The 19,138-nt window shown below is 33.9% G+C and carries 18 protein-coding genes; 15 read left to right on the forward strand and 3 right to left on the reverse strand.

What is annotated here, in order from left to right; all coding sequences use genetic code 11:
* The first annotated feature begins 431 nt into the window (after nt 1-431).
* The 10 genes from CD135_RS07180 (at nt 432) to cysC (ending at nt 11,570) form a co-directional block, all read left to right on the forward strand.
* A complete protein-coding gene (locus CD135_RS07180) occupies nt 432-2,054 on the forward strand; it encodes a BCCT family transporter (RefSeq protein ID WP_064205066.1) in 1,623 nt (540 codons plus the stop codon).
* 234 nt (nt 2,055-2,288) lie between these two features.
* Entirely contained in the window at nt 2,289-3,005 is a 717-nt protein-coding gene (locus tag CD135_RS07185; protein ID WP_017000080.1) for a phosphoadenylyl-sulfate reductase, read from the forward strand.
* Between the two features lie 94 nt (nt 3,006-3,099).
* Nucleotides 3,100-4,917 carry an assimilatory sulfite reductase (NADPH) flavoprotein subunit gene (locus tag CD135_RS07190; protein ID WP_103269104.1) on the forward strand — a complete coding sequence of 606 codons (1,818 nt, stop codon included), beginning with the start codon at nt 3,100-3,102 and terminating at the stop codon, nt 4,915-4,917.
* A gap of 15 nt (nt 4,918-4,932) precedes the next feature.
* The gene (locus CD135_RS07195; RefSeq protein WP_064205064.1) at nt 4,933-6,639 is read left to right on the forward strand and encodes an assimilatory sulfite reductase (NADPH) hemoprotein subunit; all 1,707 of its coding nucleotides are present in this window, start codon (nt 4,933-4,935) and stop codon (nt 6,637-6,639) included.
* A gap of 14 nt (nt 6,640-6,653) precedes the next feature.
* Nucleotides 6,654-7,424: a uroporphyrinogen-III C-methyltransferase gene (cobA, locus tag CD135_RS07200; RefSeq protein ID WP_017000083.1), complete on the forward strand. Its 771-nt coding sequence runs from the start codon at nt 6,654-6,656 to the stop codon at nt 7,422-7,424.
* A gap of 14 nt (nt 7,425-7,438) precedes the next feature.
* Nucleotides 7,439-8,203: a sirohydrochlorin chelatase gene (locus CD135_RS07205; RefSeq protein WP_017000084.1), complete on the forward strand. Its 765-nt coding sequence runs from the start codon at nt 7,439-7,441 to the stop codon at nt 8,201-8,203.
* Between the two features lie 5 nt (nt 8,204-8,208).
* A complete protein-coding gene (locus tag CD135_RS07210) occupies nt 8,209-8,856 on the forward strand; it encodes an NAD(P)-binding protein (protein WP_017000085.1) in 648 nt (215 codons plus the stop codon).
* Entirely contained in the window at nt 8,844-9,752 is a 909-nt protein-coding gene (locus CD135_RS07215; RefSeq protein WP_103269105.1) for a sulfite exporter TauE/SafE family protein, read from the forward strand. Before CD135_RS07210 ends, CD135_RS07215 begins: the two co-directional genes overlap by 13 nt.
* Before the next feature lie 15 nt (nt 9,753-9,767).
* Nucleotides 9,768-10,946, forward strand: coding sequence for a sulfate adenylyltransferase (gene sat / locus CD135_RS07220; RefSeq protein ID WP_103269106.1), 1,179 nt, complete (start codon nt 9,768-9,770; stop codon nt 10,944-10,946).
* Between the two features lie 24 nt (nt 10,947-10,970).
* Nucleotides 10,971-11,570: an adenylyl-sulfate kinase gene (gene cysC, locus CD135_RS07225; RefSeq protein WP_017000088.1), complete on the forward strand. Its 600-nt coding sequence runs from the start codon at nt 10,971-10,973 to the stop codon at nt 11,568-11,570.
* A gap of 272 nt (nt 11,571-11,842) precedes the next feature.
* Here cysC and cudC read toward each other — a convergent pair whose 3' ends face one another.
* Nucleotides 11,843-12,400, reverse strand: coding sequence for a choline uptake/conversion transcriptional regulator CudC (cudC, locus tag CD135_RS07230; RefSeq protein ID WP_017000089.1), 558 nt, complete (start codon nt 12,398-12,400; stop codon nt 11,843-11,845).
* A complete protein-coding gene (locus tag CD135_RS12980; protein WP_180991114.1) occupies nt 12,384-12,551 on the reverse strand; it encodes a hypothetical protein in 168 nt (55 codons plus the stop codon). Before CD135_RS12980 ends, cudC begins: the two co-directional genes overlap by 17 nt.
* A gap of 55 nt (nt 12,552-12,606) precedes the next feature.
* Here CD135_RS12980 and betB point away from each other — a divergent pair, with 55 nt between their 5' ends.
* Nucleotides 12,607-14,097, forward strand: a complete 1,491-nt coding sequence (gene betB, locus CD135_RS07235; protein ID WP_017000090.1) for a betaine-aldehyde dehydrogenase — start codon at nt 12,607-12,609, stop codon at nt 14,095-14,097.
* A gap of 39 nt (nt 14,098-14,136) precedes the next feature.
* Entirely contained in the window at nt 14,137-15,819 is a 1,683-nt protein-coding gene (gene betA, locus CD135_RS07240) for a choline dehydrogenase (RefSeq protein WP_017000091.1), read from the forward strand.
* Between the two features lie 112 nt (nt 15,820-15,931).
* Here betA and CD135_RS07245 read toward each other — a convergent pair whose 3' ends face one another.
* Nucleotides 15,932-16,474: a recombinase family protein gene (locus CD135_RS07245; RefSeq protein WP_103269107.1), complete on the reverse strand. Its 543-nt coding sequence runs from the start codon at nt 16,472-16,474 to the stop codon at nt 15,932-15,934.
* A gap of 93 nt (nt 16,475-16,567) precedes the next feature.
* Between CD135_RS07245 and CD135_RS07250 the strand changes: the two genes are divergently transcribed.
* From CD135_RS07250 to CD135_RS07260, 3 genes are all read left to right on the forward strand, one after another.
* Nucleotides 16,568-18,019: a SulP family inorganic anion transporter gene (locus CD135_RS07250; protein WP_064205055.1), complete on the forward strand. Its 1,452-nt coding sequence runs from the start codon at nt 16,568-16,570 to the stop codon at nt 18,017-18,019.
* Between the two features lie 20 nt (nt 18,020-18,039).
* The gene (locus CD135_RS07255; protein WP_103269108.1) at nt 18,040-18,444 is read left to right on the forward strand and encodes a universal stress protein; all 405 of its coding nucleotides are present in this window, start codon (nt 18,040-18,042) and stop codon (nt 18,442-18,444) included.
* Nucleotides 18,445-18,569: 125 nt separating this feature from the next.
* Nucleotides 18,570-19,004, forward strand: coding sequence for a hypothetical protein (locus CD135_RS07260; RefSeq protein ID WP_103269109.1), 435 nt, complete (start codon nt 18,570-18,572; stop codon nt 19,002-19,004).
* The last annotated feature ends 134 nt before the right edge of the window (nt 19,005-19,138 follow it).

The raw sequence follows: 19,138 nt of genomic DNA on the forward strand, positions 1-19,138 counted from the left end.
GATAACATCCTTGTTAAATTGTTTATATCTGAAATAGTTCATACAGAAGACTCCTTTTTGTTAAAATTATACTATAAATTCAACTTTGCAACAGAACCATAAAAGAGCTGGAAATTCATTTTCTAGCTCTTTTTTAATATAAATTTTTATTCATATAACATGCATAAAAATACGTTATTAAAGTTAATTAAATTTGTTCAGTACGTTAAATGTTAACTTAACACAGTTGTTGTAGCGATATTTGTTCACATTTTAATTAATGTAATTATATAATTATTCAAAATAACATCAGAAATAGATTGTATGAAATTTGCATTATTATTAAAACTTGTATAACCTCATCATTGTGATTTGTTTTGTCGTATTCATTAATCATTGATCATGATTTCAATTTACGATACATAATAACCGACAACGAGGGGTGTTCAGGATTGCAAAAATATAAAATTATGGACTGGTGGACGTTCCTTGGTACGGTAGCAGTATTATTATTTGCCGTAGTACCGATGATAGTCTTCCCAAAAACGAGTCAGTATGTTATTACACAGATTAATGAAACGATTTCTAATTCATTAGGCTCGGTCTATCTATTACTAGGATTAGTAGTATTTGGATTTGTGTTATACATAGCTTTTGGTAAGTACGGAAAAGTAACACTTGGGAAAGCTAGCGATAAACCAGAGTTCAATAATTTCAGTTGGGCTTCTATGCTCTTTTGTGCTGGAATAGGTTCCGATATACTTTATTGGGGCGTTATAGAGTGGGCTTATTATTATCAAGTACCACCTTATGGTGCAGGAGGTATGACTGATGAAGCGCTAGAATATGCTACGATGTATGGCATGTTCCATTGGGGTCCAATTGCTTGGGCAATATATGTATTACCAGCATTGCCTATTGGGTATTTAGTATTCGTTAAGAAAAAGCCCATTTATAAAATTAGTCATGCTTGTCGACCAATTTTAAAAGGTCAGACTGATAAATTTCTTGGTAAAACTGTAGATATTTTATTTATATTTGGTTTGCTTGGCGGAGCGGCAACATCACTTGCGCTAGGTGTGCCAATGATTGCGGCTGGTATAGAGCGACTGACAGGGCTAGACGGAGAGAACATGGTGATGCGAAGTATTATATTACTTATCATTACAGTCATATTCGCATTTAGCTCGTATACTGGTTTGAAGAAAGGTATTCAAAAATTAAGTGACATAAATGTTTGGCTAACATTTATTATTTTAGGTATCGTGCTTATTATCGGACCAACAGTCTTTATAATGGAAACAACAGTTTCTAGTTTAGGTAATATGTTGAAAAACTTCTTCCAAATGAGTACTTGGCTAGAGCCATTTGGTGGCATAGGAGGAAGAAAAGAAACGAACTTCCCACAAGACTGGACTGTGTTCTACTGGTCATGGTGGCTCGTATATGCACCATTCATAGGACTATTTATTGCAAGAATTTCTAAAGGACGTACTTTGAAAGAAGTTATTTTAGGAACAATTATTTATGGAACTTTAGGGTGCGTATTATTCTTTGGTATTTTAGGTAACTATGCAGTATTTCTTCAATTATCAGGACAATTCGATGTTATTCAGTTCTTAAATCAACATACACCTGAAGCTACCATTATTGAAGTGATGCATCAATTACCATTACCTAAAGTGATGGTTGTATTGTTCTTAATCTCAGCGTTTCTATATTTAGCAACTACGTTTGATTCGGGTTCTTATATTTTAGCTGCTGCAACACAGAAAAAAGTTATAGATGAACCACTTAAAGCGAACCGTCTTTTCTGGGCATTTGCTTTATGTCTATTACCATTCTCTTTAATGCTTGTAGGAGGAGAAAAAGCTTTAGAAGTTTTAAAAACTGCTTCCATTTTAGCAAGTGTTCCTTTAATAGGTATATTTGTGATGATGATGATATCCTTTATAAGGACTTTATCAGGCGATCGGATAAAACTAGAAGAACGTGCTGATAAATTGAAAGAAGTTGAAAGACGTTCTTTAAGGATTGTTCAGGTTAGAGAAAAAAGAGAAGATGATAATTTGTAAAATAATTAAGGTTGTTAATAAGTCAATCATTGGCTTATTGACAATCTTTTTTTGTATTACTTATCTTCAATTAACAGAAAATTAAAAAAAGAACTGTTGACATGTATGTAACTATCGGGTAAGCTAATCATCATAATTTATTATTCCTAGTAAACATATCAGAATAAAATATTTTTCAGAAATAGCTATGTTTAAAAATAAACCATTTTTATGTAAAAGGAGGTTATTTAAGTCATGACTGAAGTGTTAACTTATGAACGCTTTGAAACGGACCCGTTTGAAAATTTAAATGCTGATGACGAAACAAAGGGCGCTTATCATATTATTAAATGGGCGTATGAACATTATGGAGATTCCATTGTTTATTCATGTAGTTTTGGTGCTGAAGGTATGATTCTCATTGATTTAATATCTAAAGTGAAAAACGATGCTAAAATCGTATTTTTAGATACAGACTTACACTTTCAAGAAACTTACGACTTAATTGATCGTGTTAAAGAGAGATATCCAAAACTAAATATTGAACTTAAAAAACCAGATCTCACACTAGAGGAACAAGCTGATCAATATGAACCTGCTTTATGGACGAGTAATCCTAATCAGTGTTGTTATATTAGAAAAATAAAACCTTTAGAAGAAGTGCTATCTGGTGCTACTGCATGGGTATCTGGATTGAGAAGAGAACAATCTCCAAGCAGACAAAACACAAATTTTATTAATAAAGATGAAAGATTTAAATCAATTAAAGTTTGCCCATTAATTTATTGGACATGGGATGATGTGTGGGAATACATCGAAAAACATGATTTAACTTACAATGAACTACATGATTTTCAATATCCGAGTATAGGTTGCATACCTTGTACATCACAAGTTTCTTCATCGGGGGATTCTAGAGAAGGTAGATGGACAAACTTTAACAAAACAGAATGTGGCTTGCACACAAAGTAAAACTGCAAGCTAAAATTTTTAACATTAAAACATAGTATACCAATAAGATTAATTAGTTTTTCAAATAAAAATTGGACAGGATGAGGTGACATTTTTGGAGTTAACAGTAACGAATAGCCCATTTAATCAACAGCAGTCAGAAAGCATTACTCAATTACTTTCAACACTTACACCCGAACAGAAAGTTTGGTTGAGTGGTTATTTGACAGCTTCACAATTTAAAAATGATTCAAATCAAGCAGTATTAGAACCTACAACAGAAACGAGCGTTGCAACGCTACCGAAACAAAGAGATATTACAGTGTTATACGGTTCTGAAACAGGAAATGCACAAGGATTAGCTGAAACACTAGAAAATAAATTAAAAGAACAGTCATTTAATGTTCAGCTTGAATGTATGGAAGATTTCAAACCAAAGAATTTAAAGAAAGTAGAAGATTTATTTATTATTACTGCTACTCACGGTGAAGGTGACCCTCCAGATAATGCCATCACATTCCATGAATTTATACATAGTAGGAAGGCGCCTAAGTTAAATGACGTTAGATTCTCTGTACTTGCACTTGGCGATGAATCTTATGAATTTTTCTGCCAAACAGGAAAAGATTTCGATAAAAAGTTAGAAGAATTAGGAGCTGAAAGGTTACATCAACGTATTGATTGTGATTTAGATTTTGATGAACCAGCTGAGAAATGGATGGAAGATATATTAAATGCTTTGGCAGTGGAAGCAGGTAATACATCAGATATACCAGCTCAAGTCGATCCAGAACATATTTCAACAACTCAGACTTATTCTAGAACAAATCCTTACGAGGCTGAAATTCTTGAGAACATTAATTTAAATGGACGTGGATCTAATAAAGAAGTAAGACACATTGAGTTATCGTTAGAAGGTTTTGGCGAAGCATTTGAACCGGGTGATTGTATTGGTATCTTCCCGAAAAATGATCCGGAATTTGTTGAAGAATTAATCGAAACACTCGTATGGAATGCAGATGAAGAAGTGCCGATTAACGAAGATGGAGATAAGCTGAGTTTACGTGATGCTTTAACTAATTACTTTGAAATTACAAAATTAACAAAACCAATTATTAAAAAGGCAGCTGACATTTTTGAAAACGGTGTGCTATCAGAAAAAGTGAAAAAAGATAGATGGATATATGGATATGTAGAAGGTCGAGATTTTATAGATTTAATCAATGATTTCCCACCAGAAGATTTACAACCTGAAGCACTGCATAAAATTCTTAGAAAATTACCAGCGAGAGAATATTCGATTGCTAGCAGTTACGAAGCAAATCCAGATGAAGTTCATCTTACAATAGGAGCCGTTAGATATCATGCCAATGGACGAGATCGCAAAGGTGTATGCTCTGTTCAATTTGCTGAAAGATTAGAGCCAGGAGACAAAGTTTCTATTTATTTGAAAAAGAATCCAAACTTTAAGTTTCCTAAAACAGAAGATACACCAGTTATTATGATTGGCCCAGGTACTGGTATTGCACCATTTAGATCATATATTCAAGAAAAAGAAGAATTAGAGCTCGGAAATAAATCTTGGTTATTCTTTGGAGAACAACACTTTACAACGGATTTCTTATATCAAACAGAATGGCAAACATGGTTAAAAGATGGTGTGTTAACTAAGATGAACTTAGCATTTTCAAGGGATACTGAAGAAAAGGTTTATGTACAACATCGCATTGAAGAAAATGGCGAAGAACTTTATCAATGGATTAAAGAAGGTGCAGCAATATACGTTTGTGGAGATGAGAAAAATATGGCGAAAGATGTACATCAATCTCTATTAAACGTTATCCAAAAAGAAGGTCATTATAACGAAGAAGAAGCGGAAACATTTTTAACGAAATTAAAGAAAGATAAAAAGTATCAAAGAGATATTTATTAAGAGGGGGCAAAATATATGAGCACTCACACAGAACTATCTGAGAAATTAGATGAATTAGAGCATATAAAATATAGAAGTAATTACTTAAGAGGTAGCATACAAGAAGGTTTAGATGATGAAATAACTGGTGCTATCGCAAATGATGATACGAAGTTACTAAAGTTCCACGGTAGTTACATGCAAGACGATAGAGATATACGTGACGAACGAAGAAGACAGAAATTAGAACCAGCTTATAGTTTTATGATTAGAGTAAGAGTTCCGGGCGGTACAGCAACGGCAGATCAATGGATTGCAATGGATGATATATCCGATCAATACGCAAATGGAACAATTAAGTTAACGACAAGACAAGCATTTCAGTTTCATGGCATTTTGAAAAGAAATCTAAAAAGTTCTATGCAAAGTATTCACCAAGCGGTTATGGACTCACTAGCAGCTTGTGGTGACGTTAACAGAAACGTAATGTGTAATCCAAACCCTTATCAATCTGATGTACATAAAGAGGTAGATACATTAGCTAGTCAAATTAGCGATCATTTATCACCTCGAACTGGTGCTTATCATGAAATATGGTTAGACGGTGAAAAAGTAGTTGATACAAAAGAAGAAGTAGAACCGATGTATGGAAAAACGTATTTACCACGTAAATTCAAAATTGGCATTGCAGTTCCACCTTCAAATGATATCGACGTTTATTCTCAAGATATTGGACTAATATCCATCATTGAAGACGATAAATTAGTCGGCTTTAACGTAACAGTTGGTGGCGGTATGGGAATGAAGCACGGTAATACAGACACATACCCACAAGTTGGAAGATTATTAGGCTATATTGATAAAGATAAAGCGGTAGAAGTATCTGAAGCTATTTTAACGATTCAAAGAGATTATGGTAACAGAACAAACAGATTAAACGCTCGTTTCAAATATACAGTGGATAAATACGGTGTTGATTGGATTAGAAATGAACTGAATAACCGTTTAGGTTGGGAAATTGAAGAAGTGAAACCATTTGAATTTGAACATAATGGTGATCGTTATGGTTGGACTGAAGGTAGTGGTAAATGGCACTTTACGCTGTTTGTACAAAATGGTCGAGTTAAAGATACTAAAGATTATCAGTTAAAAACAGCACTTCGAAAAATCGCTGAAATTCACGACGGTGATTTACGTTTAACGCCAAACCAAAATTTAATTATAGCTAATGTTGATGAATCAAATAAAGATAACATTCAAAAAATTATTGATGAATATGGTATTACTGATGGTGAACATTACACAGGATTAAGAAGAAATTCTATGGCTTGTGTAGCTTTTCCAACATGTGGTTTAGCGATGGCAGAGTCTGAACGTTATTTACCAACTTTAATCAATAAAATAGAAGGACTATTAGATGAAGCTGGCTTAAATGAAGAGGAAATTACAATTCGTATGACGGGTTGCCCTAATGGATGTGCAAGACCAGCACTAGCAGAAATTGCATTTATCGGTAAAGCGCCAGGTAAATATAATATGTACCTTGGCGGTGGATTCGCAGGAGATCGTTTAAACAAATTATTTAAAGAAAATATTGGTGAAGATGAAATATTAGAAAGTCTAAAACCAATTCTTATCCAGTATGGAAAAGAAAAAGATGAAGGCGAACATTTTGGAGACTTTGTTATTCGTAAAGACATTATTAAAGAAACATACTCAGGTCAAGATTTTCATAGTCAATAAAAAGAGGTGGAAAAATGGGCAAAGTATATTTGGTTGGCGCCGGTCCGGGTGATCCAGACTTAATCACAATTAAAGGTATTAAAGCAATTAAACAGTCAAATGTCATTATGTATGATCGACTAGTAAATAAAGCATTACTCGAATATGCGTCTGAAGATACGAAACTCATATACTGTGGTAAAAGCCCAGATAATCATTCACTAAAACAAGAAGAAATCAATGCATTACTTGTTACTTTATCTTTAGAGGGCCAGACAGTTACAAGGTTAAAAGGGGGAGACCCTTTTATCTTTGGTAGAGGTGGAGAAGAAGCGGAAACTTTAAAGTCTCATGACATACCATTTGAAGTAGTTCCAGGTATAACAGCTGGTGTAGCAGCTCCAGCATATGCTGGCATTCCTGTTACACACAGAGATTATAGTTCTTCAGTTGCTTTTGTAACAGGCGTTATTAAAGACTCAGTAGATGAAGATGAATACTGGAAACATCTAGCACTGGGACCGGAAACATTATGTATATATATGGGCGTAAAAAAACTCCCGGAAATAAAAAATATATTAATAAAACACGGTAGAAATCCTAATACGCCAGTTGCTTTAATTCATTGCGGAACATCCAATCAACAAATTACAGTAACAGGAACTTTAAAAGATATTGTTGATAGAGCTAGAGAAATTCAAAATCCAGCAATGATTGTAATTGGTGAAGTCGTTAAATTAAGAGAAAAAATAAATTGGTTCGAAGAAGTCGCTCAAGATAAACATATTCCAGAACTCATGCATTAAATCGGAGGGATACAATGAAAGGTGTACTATACGTCAGTCACGGTAGCAGAATAAAAGAAGCAACGGAAGAAGCAATTTCTTTTATTGAAACAGTGAAAGAGAAGGTAGATGTATCTCTTCAAGAAATATGTTTCTTAGAACTAGCAGAACCTACAATTCATCAAGGTATGCATAAATTAATTGAAAAAGGTGCGACAGAAATATCTGTCATACCAGTTCTTTTATTAAGTGCTGGTCATTATTTTAAAGATATACCTGAAGTTTTAAACGAAATTAAAGTGAAGCATCCAGATGTAGTGTTTACATATGGTCAACCTTTAGGCGTTCAACCTAGATTAACGAATATCATTAATGACCGTCTTAAAGAAACGCATGTGTTACCTCATTCGGATGCAAAACTGTTAGTCGTTGGACGGGGTAGTTATAATCCTCAAACTAAAATTGATATTTCGGCAATAACTGAAACATTATATGAAACAACTCCATTTGATGATGTAGAGGCTTGTTACTTAGCAGCATGTGAACCATCTTTTGAAGATGCGCTAGAATCCGCACTTGATGAAGGTCATTCTCAAATATATATTGCGCCTTATCTATGGTTTACAGGCGTACTGGAAAAACATATTGAGAGCACTGTTCAAAATCATAAATCAAATAGCGATATCATTGTTTGTGAGCATTTAGGTCACCATGAAGCGATACAAGAAGCATTGAAAGATCGAGTGCTTGAAACGATACACCATGAAGAAATTCGAGAATTTGCATTAAATAAAGGATGATGTAGATGGCTTACGTGCCAATATTGATGGATTTATCCAATAAGACAGTTGTTATAGCAGGCGGTGGGAACATTGCTGAACGCCGTGTTAGAAAGTTAATAAATAGTGGCGCAAAAATTCACGTTATTAGCCCAGACGTTTCTAATTATATATATCGAATGCAAAGTGAACAAAAAATTATTTGGCACAAAAAAGCAATAACGTCTACCGATTTAACGAATGCGGATTTAGTGGTTGTCGCAACAGATGAAGCAGATGTAAACAATCGTCTGAAAGAGGAAGTACCTAAACACACTTTGCTTAATATGACGAGTAACGCTCAAGAGGGAGATGTTATATTTCCCGGGACATTTAAAAGAGGTAAATTGACTATAAGTGTTTCAAGCGGAGGCGCAAGCCCTAAGCTTGTATCGTCGATATTAAGAAATTTAGAAGATGATTATCCAGATGATTATGGTGAATATGTAGATTTTTTAAGTAATTGTCGATCAATCATTAAAGGACTAAATATAGAACGTTTAGAACAAAATCATTTATTAGAAATCATACTTTCAGATAAATATTTTGATAAAAATAAACAGCGAGAATTTATAGAGTGGTTAACGTTACAACCGAAAATGACTAAAGAAAGGAGTAACATATGCGAAAATTAACGATATTTGCAATCGTGGGGTTCTTAGCACAATTGATTGACGGATCTCTTGGAATGGGATTTGGAGCTACCTCGTCTTCATTGCTGTTAACATTTGGAATCGCACCAGCAATTGCTTCTGCTACGATACATTTTTCAGAAGTTGCAACGACTGCAGCATCAGGGCTATCACATTTAAAGTTTGAGAATGTTGATAAATCGATTATTTTAAAACTCGCTTTACCTGGTGCAATTACAGGGTTTATTGGAGCTGCCGTGCTCAGCAATTTGCACAGTGAATTTATTAAACCGTTTATCGCAATATTTTTACTCTCTATGGGGATTTATATCATTTATCAATTCGTATTTAAAAAGCAAAAAAATAATGAGCTCAATGAAGGTAAATTATCAGGATTTTTACTTGTTCCACAAGGAGCTATTGCAGGTTTTTTAGATGCGATTGGTGGTGGCGGTTGGGGCCCAGTTAACACTCCGTTACTATTATCTAGAAATAAAATAGAACCGAGATATGTTATTGGAACAGTCTCAACGAGCGAATTCTTTGTCACGATTTCTACTTCACTTGGATTTATTATATTCCTTGGATGGAGTCAGATTAACATCGCACTTGTAGCGGCTTTAGCTTTAGGCGGTGTAGTAGCAGCGCCATTCGCAGCATGGTTAGTAAAAACTTTACCTGTATACATACTTGCTGTATGTGTAGGTGGGCTAATTATATTTACAAATAGCAATTTACTTTTAAATGCTTTTGTAGACAGTGCTGTAACGATAACAATCGTCAAAATCGGCATCATTATAATATGGGCAGGTTTAGTATTATTTACACTTTACCAACATCAAAAATTCCCGTTCAATGTACAAACTCAAAAATCTAGTAAAGTAGATCAAATTAACTAATAGGAGTGAAGCATGATGACATCAACAACTCAAACTGTAGACGAAACTATCAAGCCACACGGTGGTCAATTAATTAATCGTCAAGTTGAAGGTAACGAAAAAGAACAATTAATAGAAGCAGCACAAACATTTCCGAAGATAACTTTAAATCCATGGAGTATCTCTGATTTGGAATTAATTGCTATAGGCGGTTTCAGTCCATTAACAGGTTTTCTAGGACAAAAAGATTATGAAAGTGTAGTAGACAATTTACGACTAGAAAATGGACTTGTATGGAGCATCCCTATTACTTTACCAGTGACAGAAGAAGAAGCTGATGAATTAGAAATTGGAGATGACGTTGCACTTTATGGTGAGGATGGCTATTTATATGGCGTTATAAAACTTGAGGAAAAATATACTTACGATAAAGTTAAAGAAGCACAAAATGTATATGGTACAACAGAAGTGGACCACCCAGGCGTTAAACGTGTATATGAAAAAGGAAATGTTTATTTAGCTGGTCCTATTCAATTAGTGGCTCGTCCTAAACATGACGAATTTAATGATTTTCATTTAGATCCTACAGAGACTAGAGCACTTTTTAAAGAATTAGGATGGAAGACAGTAGTAGGATTCCAAACGAGAAATCCTGTGCATCGCGCACATGAATATATTCAAAAAATAGCTTTAGAATCGGTAGACGGTTTATTGCTAAATCCATTAGTTGGAGAAACAAAGTCAGATGACATACCAGCGGACATTCGAATGGAAAGTTATCAAGTTATCTTAAAACACTACTTCCCAGAAGATAGAGCAAGATTGGTAATATACCCAGCAGCAATGCGCTATGCAGGTCCTAGAGAAGCGATTTTACATGCTTTAGTACGTAAAAACTATGGTTGTACGCATTTTATAGTGGGTCGTGATCACGCTGGTGTAGGTGACTATTATGGCACTTATGAAGCACAAGAATTAATCACACAATATGAAGATGAAATAGATATTAATATATTCAAATTCGAACATGCATTTTACTGCACAATTTGTGAAAACATGACAACAGCAAAAACTTGTCCTCACGATAAATCAAATCATGTACATCTTAGCGGTACTAAAGTTCGAGAGAAATTACGCAACGGTGAACAATTACCGAAAGAATTTTCAAGACCAGAAGTAGCTGAAGTATTAATTAGAGGTTTGAAAGAAAATTAATCTTGCAAGGAGCGAATAAAAAGTATGAGTACATCTACTAACATAACGTGGCATGATTCCGAAGTTACAAAAGCCGAGAGACAAGAAAGAAACGGACATAAAAGCGTCGTAATATGGTTCACAGGATTATCCGGATCAGGAAAATCTACAGTTTCAGTAGCGTTAGAAAAAGCACTATTTGAACAGAAGATTACATCATATCGTTTAGACGGCGACAACATTAGACACGGTTTAAATAAAAATTTAGGATTCAGTCCTGAAGACAGAAAAGAGAATATACGACGCATAGGCGAAGTAGGAAAGTTGATGGTCGACGCAGGAGTGGTCACAATGACAGCATTTATTTCTCCATACGAAGAAGATAGAAATATCGTGAGAGATATATTAGAAGATGGAGAGTTTATAGAAGTATATACAAAATGCAGTTTAGACGAATGTGAAGCAAGAGATCCTAAAGGTCTGTACAAAAAAGCAAGAAGCGGAGAAATTAAAGAATTTACTGGAATCAACGCACCATACGAAGAACCATCTAATCCAGAAATTATAATAGATACAGAACAACATAGCGTAGAAGAAGCGGTAGAAGAAATAGTAGCTTATTTGAAAGAACATAAATATTTGTAAGTAAGAAGCTTGAGAGACGAAACCATACCCCTAGGCAAGTAAGCAACCCTTAAATAATATATTAAATAATAATCCATAAGATAGAAAACAGAGGACCTCCTGAGACGGTAAAGGATGTTCTCTGTTTTTATTGGATTCAGAATGTAATTGGATGTAATGTTGCAAGCCGGTCATCACGTGCAACATTCAATATCTCGCGACACCGAGACGATACATAAAAAAAGCTCTACTCATTAGATATCCGAACTAATGGGTAGAGCTTTTATTTGAAATTAATCTTCGTTTTCGTCTTCTGGTATTGGGAAGTATTTATAAATTTCTCCTGTTTTGAAGGCTTCACTAATATTTGAGAGCCACTTGTAATAATTTTTGGACTCTATTAGTTGTGTGTGAATAGCAATCGCATCCTCTTTAGTTTCTGCGTCAACATCATCTGCATCAATAATTTTTTGGAGTAATACCACTGCTTCTTTTAGTGAATCCATATTAATCGTAATTTCTCTATCCCATTTTTTAGGGAAGAAATTGTTAAAGAATATGAAAAAATCTTTTTCAGCCATGAAGTGTTGTTTTCTACTGCCTCTAGTGAATTGTTGTTTTACAAGATCGAACTCTTGTAGTTTCTTCACGCCGGCACTCATGCTCGGTTTACTCATTTGAAGTTGTTCCCGCATTTCATCTAGTGTCATACTACCTTGGAAAACCATTGTGCCATATAGGTTGCCAACACTTCTATTAACACCGTATAAATCCATCGTCTCCCCGATGCCATTTATTACGATATCTTTAGCTTGGTCTAATTGTTTTTTGTAGTTATCTGAACTTGCCACTACCTACACCTCCAATAATTACTTTAATTGTATCATGAATTCTTTTACATTGTAGTTGCTTTTGTTTAGCTTGTCTATTTGAAATACAGTGATACGCCATGCTCCAAATATTAAAGGTAATTTGACGACCTTTCAATTTATATGCTAACATAAGTTTGTAAAGTTCGTTAAATAAAAATTTAACAAAGTTAACGGAGGTAAGTTTTATGGGATATGTAAATAATTTGTCTACGCGTCAATATATTGATGGCCAGTGGGTAGAAGCTTCAAATAATGCTACTCGCGACATCGTAAATCCATATAATCAGGAAGTAATTCTAACTGTTTCGGAAGGTACAGCAGAAGATGCGGCTAAAGCTATTCAAGCAGCTAAAAATGCTTTTGAATCTGGTGTGTGGGCTGATGAAACAAGTGAAAATAGATGTCAAAAAGTAAGAGAAATCGCTGATTTAATTAAAGAAAACAAAGATGAATTAGCAGAGCTTGAAACATTAGATACAGGTAAAACACTAGAAGAATCATATGCTGACATGGATGATATTCATAATGTGTTTATGTATTTTGCTGGTCTAGGAGGTAATGATGGTGGTGAAATTATCGAATCACCTATCCCTAATTCAGAAAGTAAAGTAGTGAAAGAGCCAGTTGGGGTTGTAACTCAAATTACACCTTGGAACTATCCATTACTACAAGCTTCATGGAAAATAGCTCCGGCACTCGTGACGGGTTGTTCGTTAGTAATCAAACCAAGTGAAATCACACCGTTAACGACTATTAAAATTTTCGAATTAATGGAAGAAGCTAATATTCCAAAAGGTGTTATCAATTTAGTTCTTGGTAAAGGTTCAGAAGTAGGAGATACATTAACATCACATAAAGATGTAGATTTGGTTTCATTTACAGGTGGAATTGAAACAGGTAAACATATTATGAAAAAAGCTGCAGATCATGTTACAAACATTGCGTTAGAGCTTGGCGGCAAAAATCCTAATGTTATTTTCGAAGATGCTGACATTGAACTAGCGGTAGATCAAGCATTAAATGGCGGGTATTTCCATGCTGGACAAGTTTGTTCTGCGGGTTCTCGTATTATTGTTCACAACGACATTAAAGATGAATTTGAAACAGCTTTTATTAATCGAGTGAAAAAAATCAAACTAGGTAATGGTTTTGATAAAGATACAGAAATGGGACCACTTATTTCTAGTGAACATAGAGATAAAGTTGAAAAATATATAGAAGTCGCTAAAGAAGAAGGTACAACAATTGCTGTTGGTGGTAAGCGACCAGATAGAGAAGACTTAAAGGATGGTTTTTTCTTTGAACCGACAGTTATAACAAACTGTGATACTTCTATGAGAATTGTCCAAGAAGAAGTGTTTGGACCTGTCGTTACAATCGAAGGGTTCTCTGATGAAAGTGAAGCTATACGTTTAGCAAATGATTCTATTTATGGTTTAGCTGGTGGTGTATTTACTGAAGATATAGCTAAAGCAAATCGAGTTGCTAATAAATTGAAAATGGGAACAGTTTGGATAAATGATTTCCATCCATATTTTGCTCAAGCACCGTGGGGTGGCTATAAGCAATCAGGAATTGGTAGAGAATTAGGTAAAGAAGGATTAGAAGAATATTTAATTTCAAAACATATATTTACCAATACAAAACCTGAACCGGTTAATTGGTTTAGTAAATAAAATACAACAATGAAGTGTAAAATGCAGGAGGATAACATGATGAAAAAATCTTATGATTACATTATTATCGGCGGAGGTAGTGCCGGTTCAGTATTAGCAAGTAGATTAAGTGAAGATAAAGATAAAACAGTTTTAGTTTTGGAAGCAGGAAGAAGTGACTACCCTTGGGATTTACTTATTCAAATGCCAGCAGCATTAATGTATCCTTCAGGTAATCGTTTTTACGACTGGAAGTATGAAACTGAAGGAGAACCTCATATGGGTGGTAGAAAAGTATCACATACAAGAGGTAAAGTGCTTGGTGGATCAAGTTCTATCAATGGTATGATTTATCAAAGAGGTAACCCATTAGACTATGAAGGTTGGGGTTCAGTTGAAGGAATGGAAACATGGAAATATGCTAACTGTCTTCCTTACTTTAAAAAATTAGAAAAAACATTTGGTGCCGATAAGTCTGATCAATTCCGAGGGAAAAATGGTCCAATTAAATTAAGAAGAGGCCCAGCAAAGAACCCATTATTCCAAGCATTCTTTGATGCAGGTGTACAAGCGGGATATAACAAAACACCTGATGTTAACGGATTTAGACAAGAAGGATTTGGACCTTTTGACAGCCAAATTCACAATGGTAGAAGAGTTTCTGCATCAACAGCATATTTGAGACCAGCAATGAAGAGAAAAAATTTAACTGTTCAAACACGTGCGTTCGTTACAGAAATTAACTATGAAGGTAGAAAAGCTACTGGTGTGACTTATAAGAAAAATGGTAAGAAACATACAGTAGGAGCTGGAGAAGTTATATTATGTGGTGGTGCTTTCAATACGCCACAATTATTACAATTATCAGGTATAGGTGATTCAGAACACTTAAATTCATTAGGTATTGAAACACGTGTTCATTTACCTGGTGTAGGTGAAAACTTCGAAGACCACTTAGAAGTATATGTACAACATGCATCTTCTAAACCTGTTTCACAACAACCAAGCTTAAATAAACTTAAGATGCCTTTCATTGGCTTGCAATGGATATTTGGTCGTACAGGTCCAGCTTCTAGTAACCATTTTGAGGGTGGAGGATTTGTAAGATCTAACGATAAAGTAGAATATCCTAACTTAATGTTCCACTTCTTGCCTTTAGCAGTACGCTATGATGGACAAAAAGCAGATACTGAACACGGCTTCCAAGTACATATAGGGCCAATGTATTCAAATTCAAGAGGTAGTTTGAAAATTAAATCTAAAGATCCATTTGAAAAACCAAAAGTTGTCTTCAATTACTTATCGACAAAAGAAGACGAACAAGAATGGATTGAAGCAATAAGAATAGCAAGAAAAATATTAGCACAACCAGCACTTAAACCTTTCAATGATGGTGAAATATCACCAGGACCATCTGTACAAACAGATGAAGAAATCCTAGATTGGGTTAAAAAAGATGCTGAAACAGCATTACACCCATCATGTAGTGCGAAAATGGGACCTGCTTCAGATCCTATGGCAGTTGTAGACCCATTAACAATGAAAGTACATGGAATGGAAAACTTACGTGTAGTAGACGCATCAGCAATGCCGCGTACAACTAACGGAAATATACATTCACCAGTGTTAATGTTAGCAGAAAAAGCAGCAGACATCATAAGAGGAAGAAAACCATTAGAACCAGAAGAAATAGATTACTATATACATGGCGTACATCCTAAAGATGCTGGCGTAATAAAATAAAAGAAAATATAAATCATAAAAACCAAAAAATAAAATGAGGCTGAGCCAAAAATCATTCAGTAATAATACTGATGAATTAGAGCTCAGCCTCATTTATTTATGAAAAACTATATTATTTATTTAAATGTCTATATAGAGTGGCTCTACTAATGTTCGTTTCTGCTTTAATTTCTTCTAGTGTATATTTTTTAGAGTGGTACATTTCTATCGCGTTTTTTAAATTAATGTCATCTCGTTGAGGTCGACCAATGCGTTTACCACTCGTCTTGGCCTTCTCCATACCAACTTTTGTTCTAAATTTGATGATATCATTTTGAAATTGAATCACTTTGCTGAGCGATTCGATAAAAGTCGTATGATAATCCGGGCTAATTGTAAGGTTAATGTTCTCAACAAAAATAGTAACATTTATTTCTTGGGCAATTTGTATAAGTTCTTCAAGTTGTGAAACTGAATCAGCTAGAATACATAAATCGGTAATGTATAAATGGTCGCCATCGTTTAACTTACTATAAAATAAAGAATTTAATTCTTTACGGTTTTCTGGGTTAGAATGCGATTCTTCAATTAATTTATCAACTTGATTGGATAATTTTAATTTTTGTTGTTCTAAAGAATCATAAATTTCTACTGGTCTTGTATAACCATACTTCATATATTTCACCTCGATAGTTCCAAAAAGGTATACATTTGAAACTCTTTTGTTTATAATGACTTTATTAAAAATATAAAAATAGGAGTTTAGATTATGTTTGAAAATTTAAAAATAGAATGGTTTTCAAATCCTAGTAAAAACATTCTAGCAGGTATTGTAGTGGCTTTAGCACTTATACCTGAAGCAATAGCTTTTTCAATTATAGCAGGTGTAGACCCTATGGTGGGGCTTTATGCAGCATTTATTATTGCGACTACTACATCTATAGTAGGTGGTCGTCCTGCTATGATTTCAGGTGCTGCTGGTGCAGTGGCTCTTATTGTTACACCACTAGTTCGAGATCATGGCGTTGAATATTTATTTGCTGCAACAATACTTATGGGTATTATACAGTTAATATTAGGGATTCTCAAAATCGGTAGGCTTATGAAATTTATACCTAGATCAGTAATGATTGGTTTCGTGAATGCTTTAGCTATTTTAATATTTATGTCTCAACTTGAACATATATTCGGTATATCAATTAGTACTTATATGTATCTCATTATTACTTTATTAATCGTATATATTGTTCCAAAATTCTTCAAAACTATTCCAGCACCTTTAATTGCAATCATCATTTTAACTGCTCTTTATATGTATACCGGAGCAAATGTAAGAACAGTAGGAGATTTAGGTTCTATAACGAGAGCTTTTCCTCATTTTCTTATACCAGATGTTCCATTTAATGTAGAAACTTTTAAAATTATTTTCCCATTTTCATTATCAATGGCTGTTGTTGGGCTAGTTGAAAGCTTGTTAACAGCAAAAATAGTAGATGATGCTACTGATAGTTATAGTAATAAAAATAAAGAGTCACGTGGACAAGGTATAGCAAACGTGATTACAGGTTTATTTGGTGGTATGGGTGGTTGTGCTATGATTGGACAATCTATAATAAATGTTAGATCTGGTGCTAACAGCCGTTTATCAACGTTTACAGCAGGCATCGTCCTTATTTTTCTTATTATTGTATTAGGAGATATCGTCGTGCAAATCCCAATGCCTATACTAGCAGGTATTATGATAATGGTATCGGTTGGTACATTTGATTGGCAATCATTTAAATATATTAAACAAGCACCAAAATCTGATGCAGTAGTCATGTTACTCACAGTTATTATCGTTTTGTTCACAAATAATCTTGCAATTGGTGTCGTTGTAGGTGTCATTTTCAGTGCATTGTTCTTTGCTACAAAAATATCTAACGTTAGAGTAGAATTAAACCAACAAGATAAAAGTTATTTATATTATTTTAAAGGACAAATATTTTTTGTTTCGATAGATTCAATGATGGAGCAATTAGATTTTACAATCGAAAACAGTCATATTGAATTAGACTTTACAGATGCACATTTATGGGATGATTCAGCAGTTGATGCAATTGATACCATAGTTAAAAAGTTTGAAGATAAACAAAATAGTGTATACGTTAAACAATTAAATGCTGATAGTAGAAAAATCATCTCTGAACTTAGTCAATTAAATGAAAGACATTTAAACTAATATACAAAGGAGAGAGTAACATGTATAAATCTATTTTATTAGCTGCCGATGGATCAGAAAATAGTTATAGAGCAGCTCAACAAATATTAAATATTGCAGAATCAGAAGCTCACGTAACAGTATTAAATGTAGTAGAAATAGATGAATCAAAAACAGTGATTTTACATGGGGCAAATTCAAATCAGCAACAAAAAGAAAAACTTTCACAAATTACTCAATTTCTAGAAGAAAATCATATAAAACATAAAATCAAAATAAAACATGGAGAACCAGCACAAACCGTCATTAATGAAGCAAATCGTCATCAACATGAAATTATAGTACTAGGGACAAGAGGCTTGAATAATTTTCAAGAAATGATGATGGGTAGTGTTTCTCATAAAGTAGCCAAACGATCAAAAATACCAGTTTTAATTGTAAAGTAAATATCTAAGGGATTAGAATAATTATTTTGAGCTTGGGATTTATTTCTTAAGCTCTTTTTGGTATTGCTTTATATATCGCATTTATATACAGTTAATTGTACATATACACTTTTGGGGGTGTGGTAGTGAACTGGTTATGGTTATGTTTACTCATAATTTCTGTATATCCATTTGTACATGTTGTTGTATATCATCCATTAAAGTTAGCAATGGGCGAAATGGTTCATGTAAAGAGAAAGGCGACATTAGCTACTATTATTGTGATTATAGCTTGTTTAGTTATATTTTTTGGTATTGCTTATTTCTTTAGGTTCAACACATGGAAAGTAAGTTTATATAATACAGCTTTAGATATGATTTATATCATAGCACCATATTTATCTATCCTTATCATGATATGCGCACTTGTGATTATAATTGAAAAAATAATAAATATAAAAGAAAAATACGCTATTATTCATATTATCGCTTGTATATTAGTCATCATGTTGCACGTTGCGATGTGGCTACAATTATATGATGTTTGGCAACATTTAAAAGAAATCATTTATCAGGTTTGATGAAAGTTTAAAAATAAAACGAGCTAGAGAGATAAATCTTTAGCTCATTTTGGGGATGGGAGAGATCAAAAAAGCAAGAATTGATATTGTTATTGGATTAACGACGACAATAATCCAAGTATGAAGTGCACCCC

This window comes from Mammaliicoccus lentus (assembly GCF_002902755.1).
In the GTDB taxonomy this organism is placed as follows: Bacteria; Bacillota; Bacilli; order Staphylococcales; family Staphylococcaceae; genus Mammaliicoccus; species Mammaliicoccus lentus.

Excerpts from the sequence above, each read along its gene's own strand:
- CD135_RS07185 (WP_017000080.1), top strand. The coding sequence starts at position 2,289 with ATGACTGAAGTGTTAACTTATGAACGCTTTGAAACGGACCCGTTTGAA.
- CD135_RS07195 (WP_064205064.1), top strand. The coding sequence starts at position 4,933 with ATGAGCACTCACACAGAACTATCTGAGAAATTAGATGAATTAGAGCAT.
- cobA (WP_017000083.1), top strand. The coding sequence starts at position 6,654 with ATGGGCAAAGTATATTTGGTTGGCGCCGGTCCGGGTGATCCAGACTTA.
- CD135_RS07205 (WP_017000084.1), top strand. The coding sequence starts at position 7,439 with ATGAAAGGTGTACTATACGTCAGTCACGGTAGCAGAATAAAAGAAGCA.
- CD135_RS07210 (WP_017000085.1), top strand. The coding sequence starts at position 8,209 with ATGGCTTACGTGCCAATATTGATGGATTTATCCAATAAGACAGTTGTT.
- CD135_RS07215 (WP_103269105.1), top strand. The coding sequence starts at position 8,844 with ATGCGAAAATTAACGATATTTGCAATCGTGGGGTTCTTAGCACAATTG.
- sat (WP_103269106.1), top strand. The coding sequence starts at position 9,768 with ATGACATCAACAACTCAAACTGTAGACGAAACTATCAAGCCACACGGT.
- cysC (WP_017000088.1), top strand. The coding sequence starts at position 10,971 with ATGAGTACATCTACTAACATAACGTGGCATGATTCCGAAGTTACAAAA.
- CD135_RS12980 (WP_180991114.1), bottom strand. The coding sequence starts at position 12,551 with ATGTTAGCATATAAATTGAAAGGTCGTCAAATTACCTTTAATATTTGG.
- betB (WP_017000090.1), top strand. The coding sequence starts at position 12,607 with ATGGGATATGTAAATAATTTGTCTACGCGTCAATATATTGATGGCCAG.
- betA (WP_017000091.1), top strand. The coding sequence starts at position 14,137 with ATGAAAAAATCTTATGATTACATTATTATCGGCGGAGGTAGTGCCGGT.
- CD135_RS07245 (WP_103269107.1), bottom strand. The coding sequence starts at position 16,474 with ATGAAGTATGGTTATACAAGACCAGTAGAAATTTATGATTCTTTAGAA.
- CD135_RS07250 (WP_064205055.1), top strand. The coding sequence starts at position 16,568 with ATGTTTGAAAATTTAAAAATAGAATGGTTTTCAAATCCTAGTAAAAAC.
- CD135_RS07255 (WP_103269108.1), top strand. The coding sequence starts at position 18,040 with ATGTATAAATCTATTTTATTAGCTGCCGATGGATCAGAAAATAGTTAT.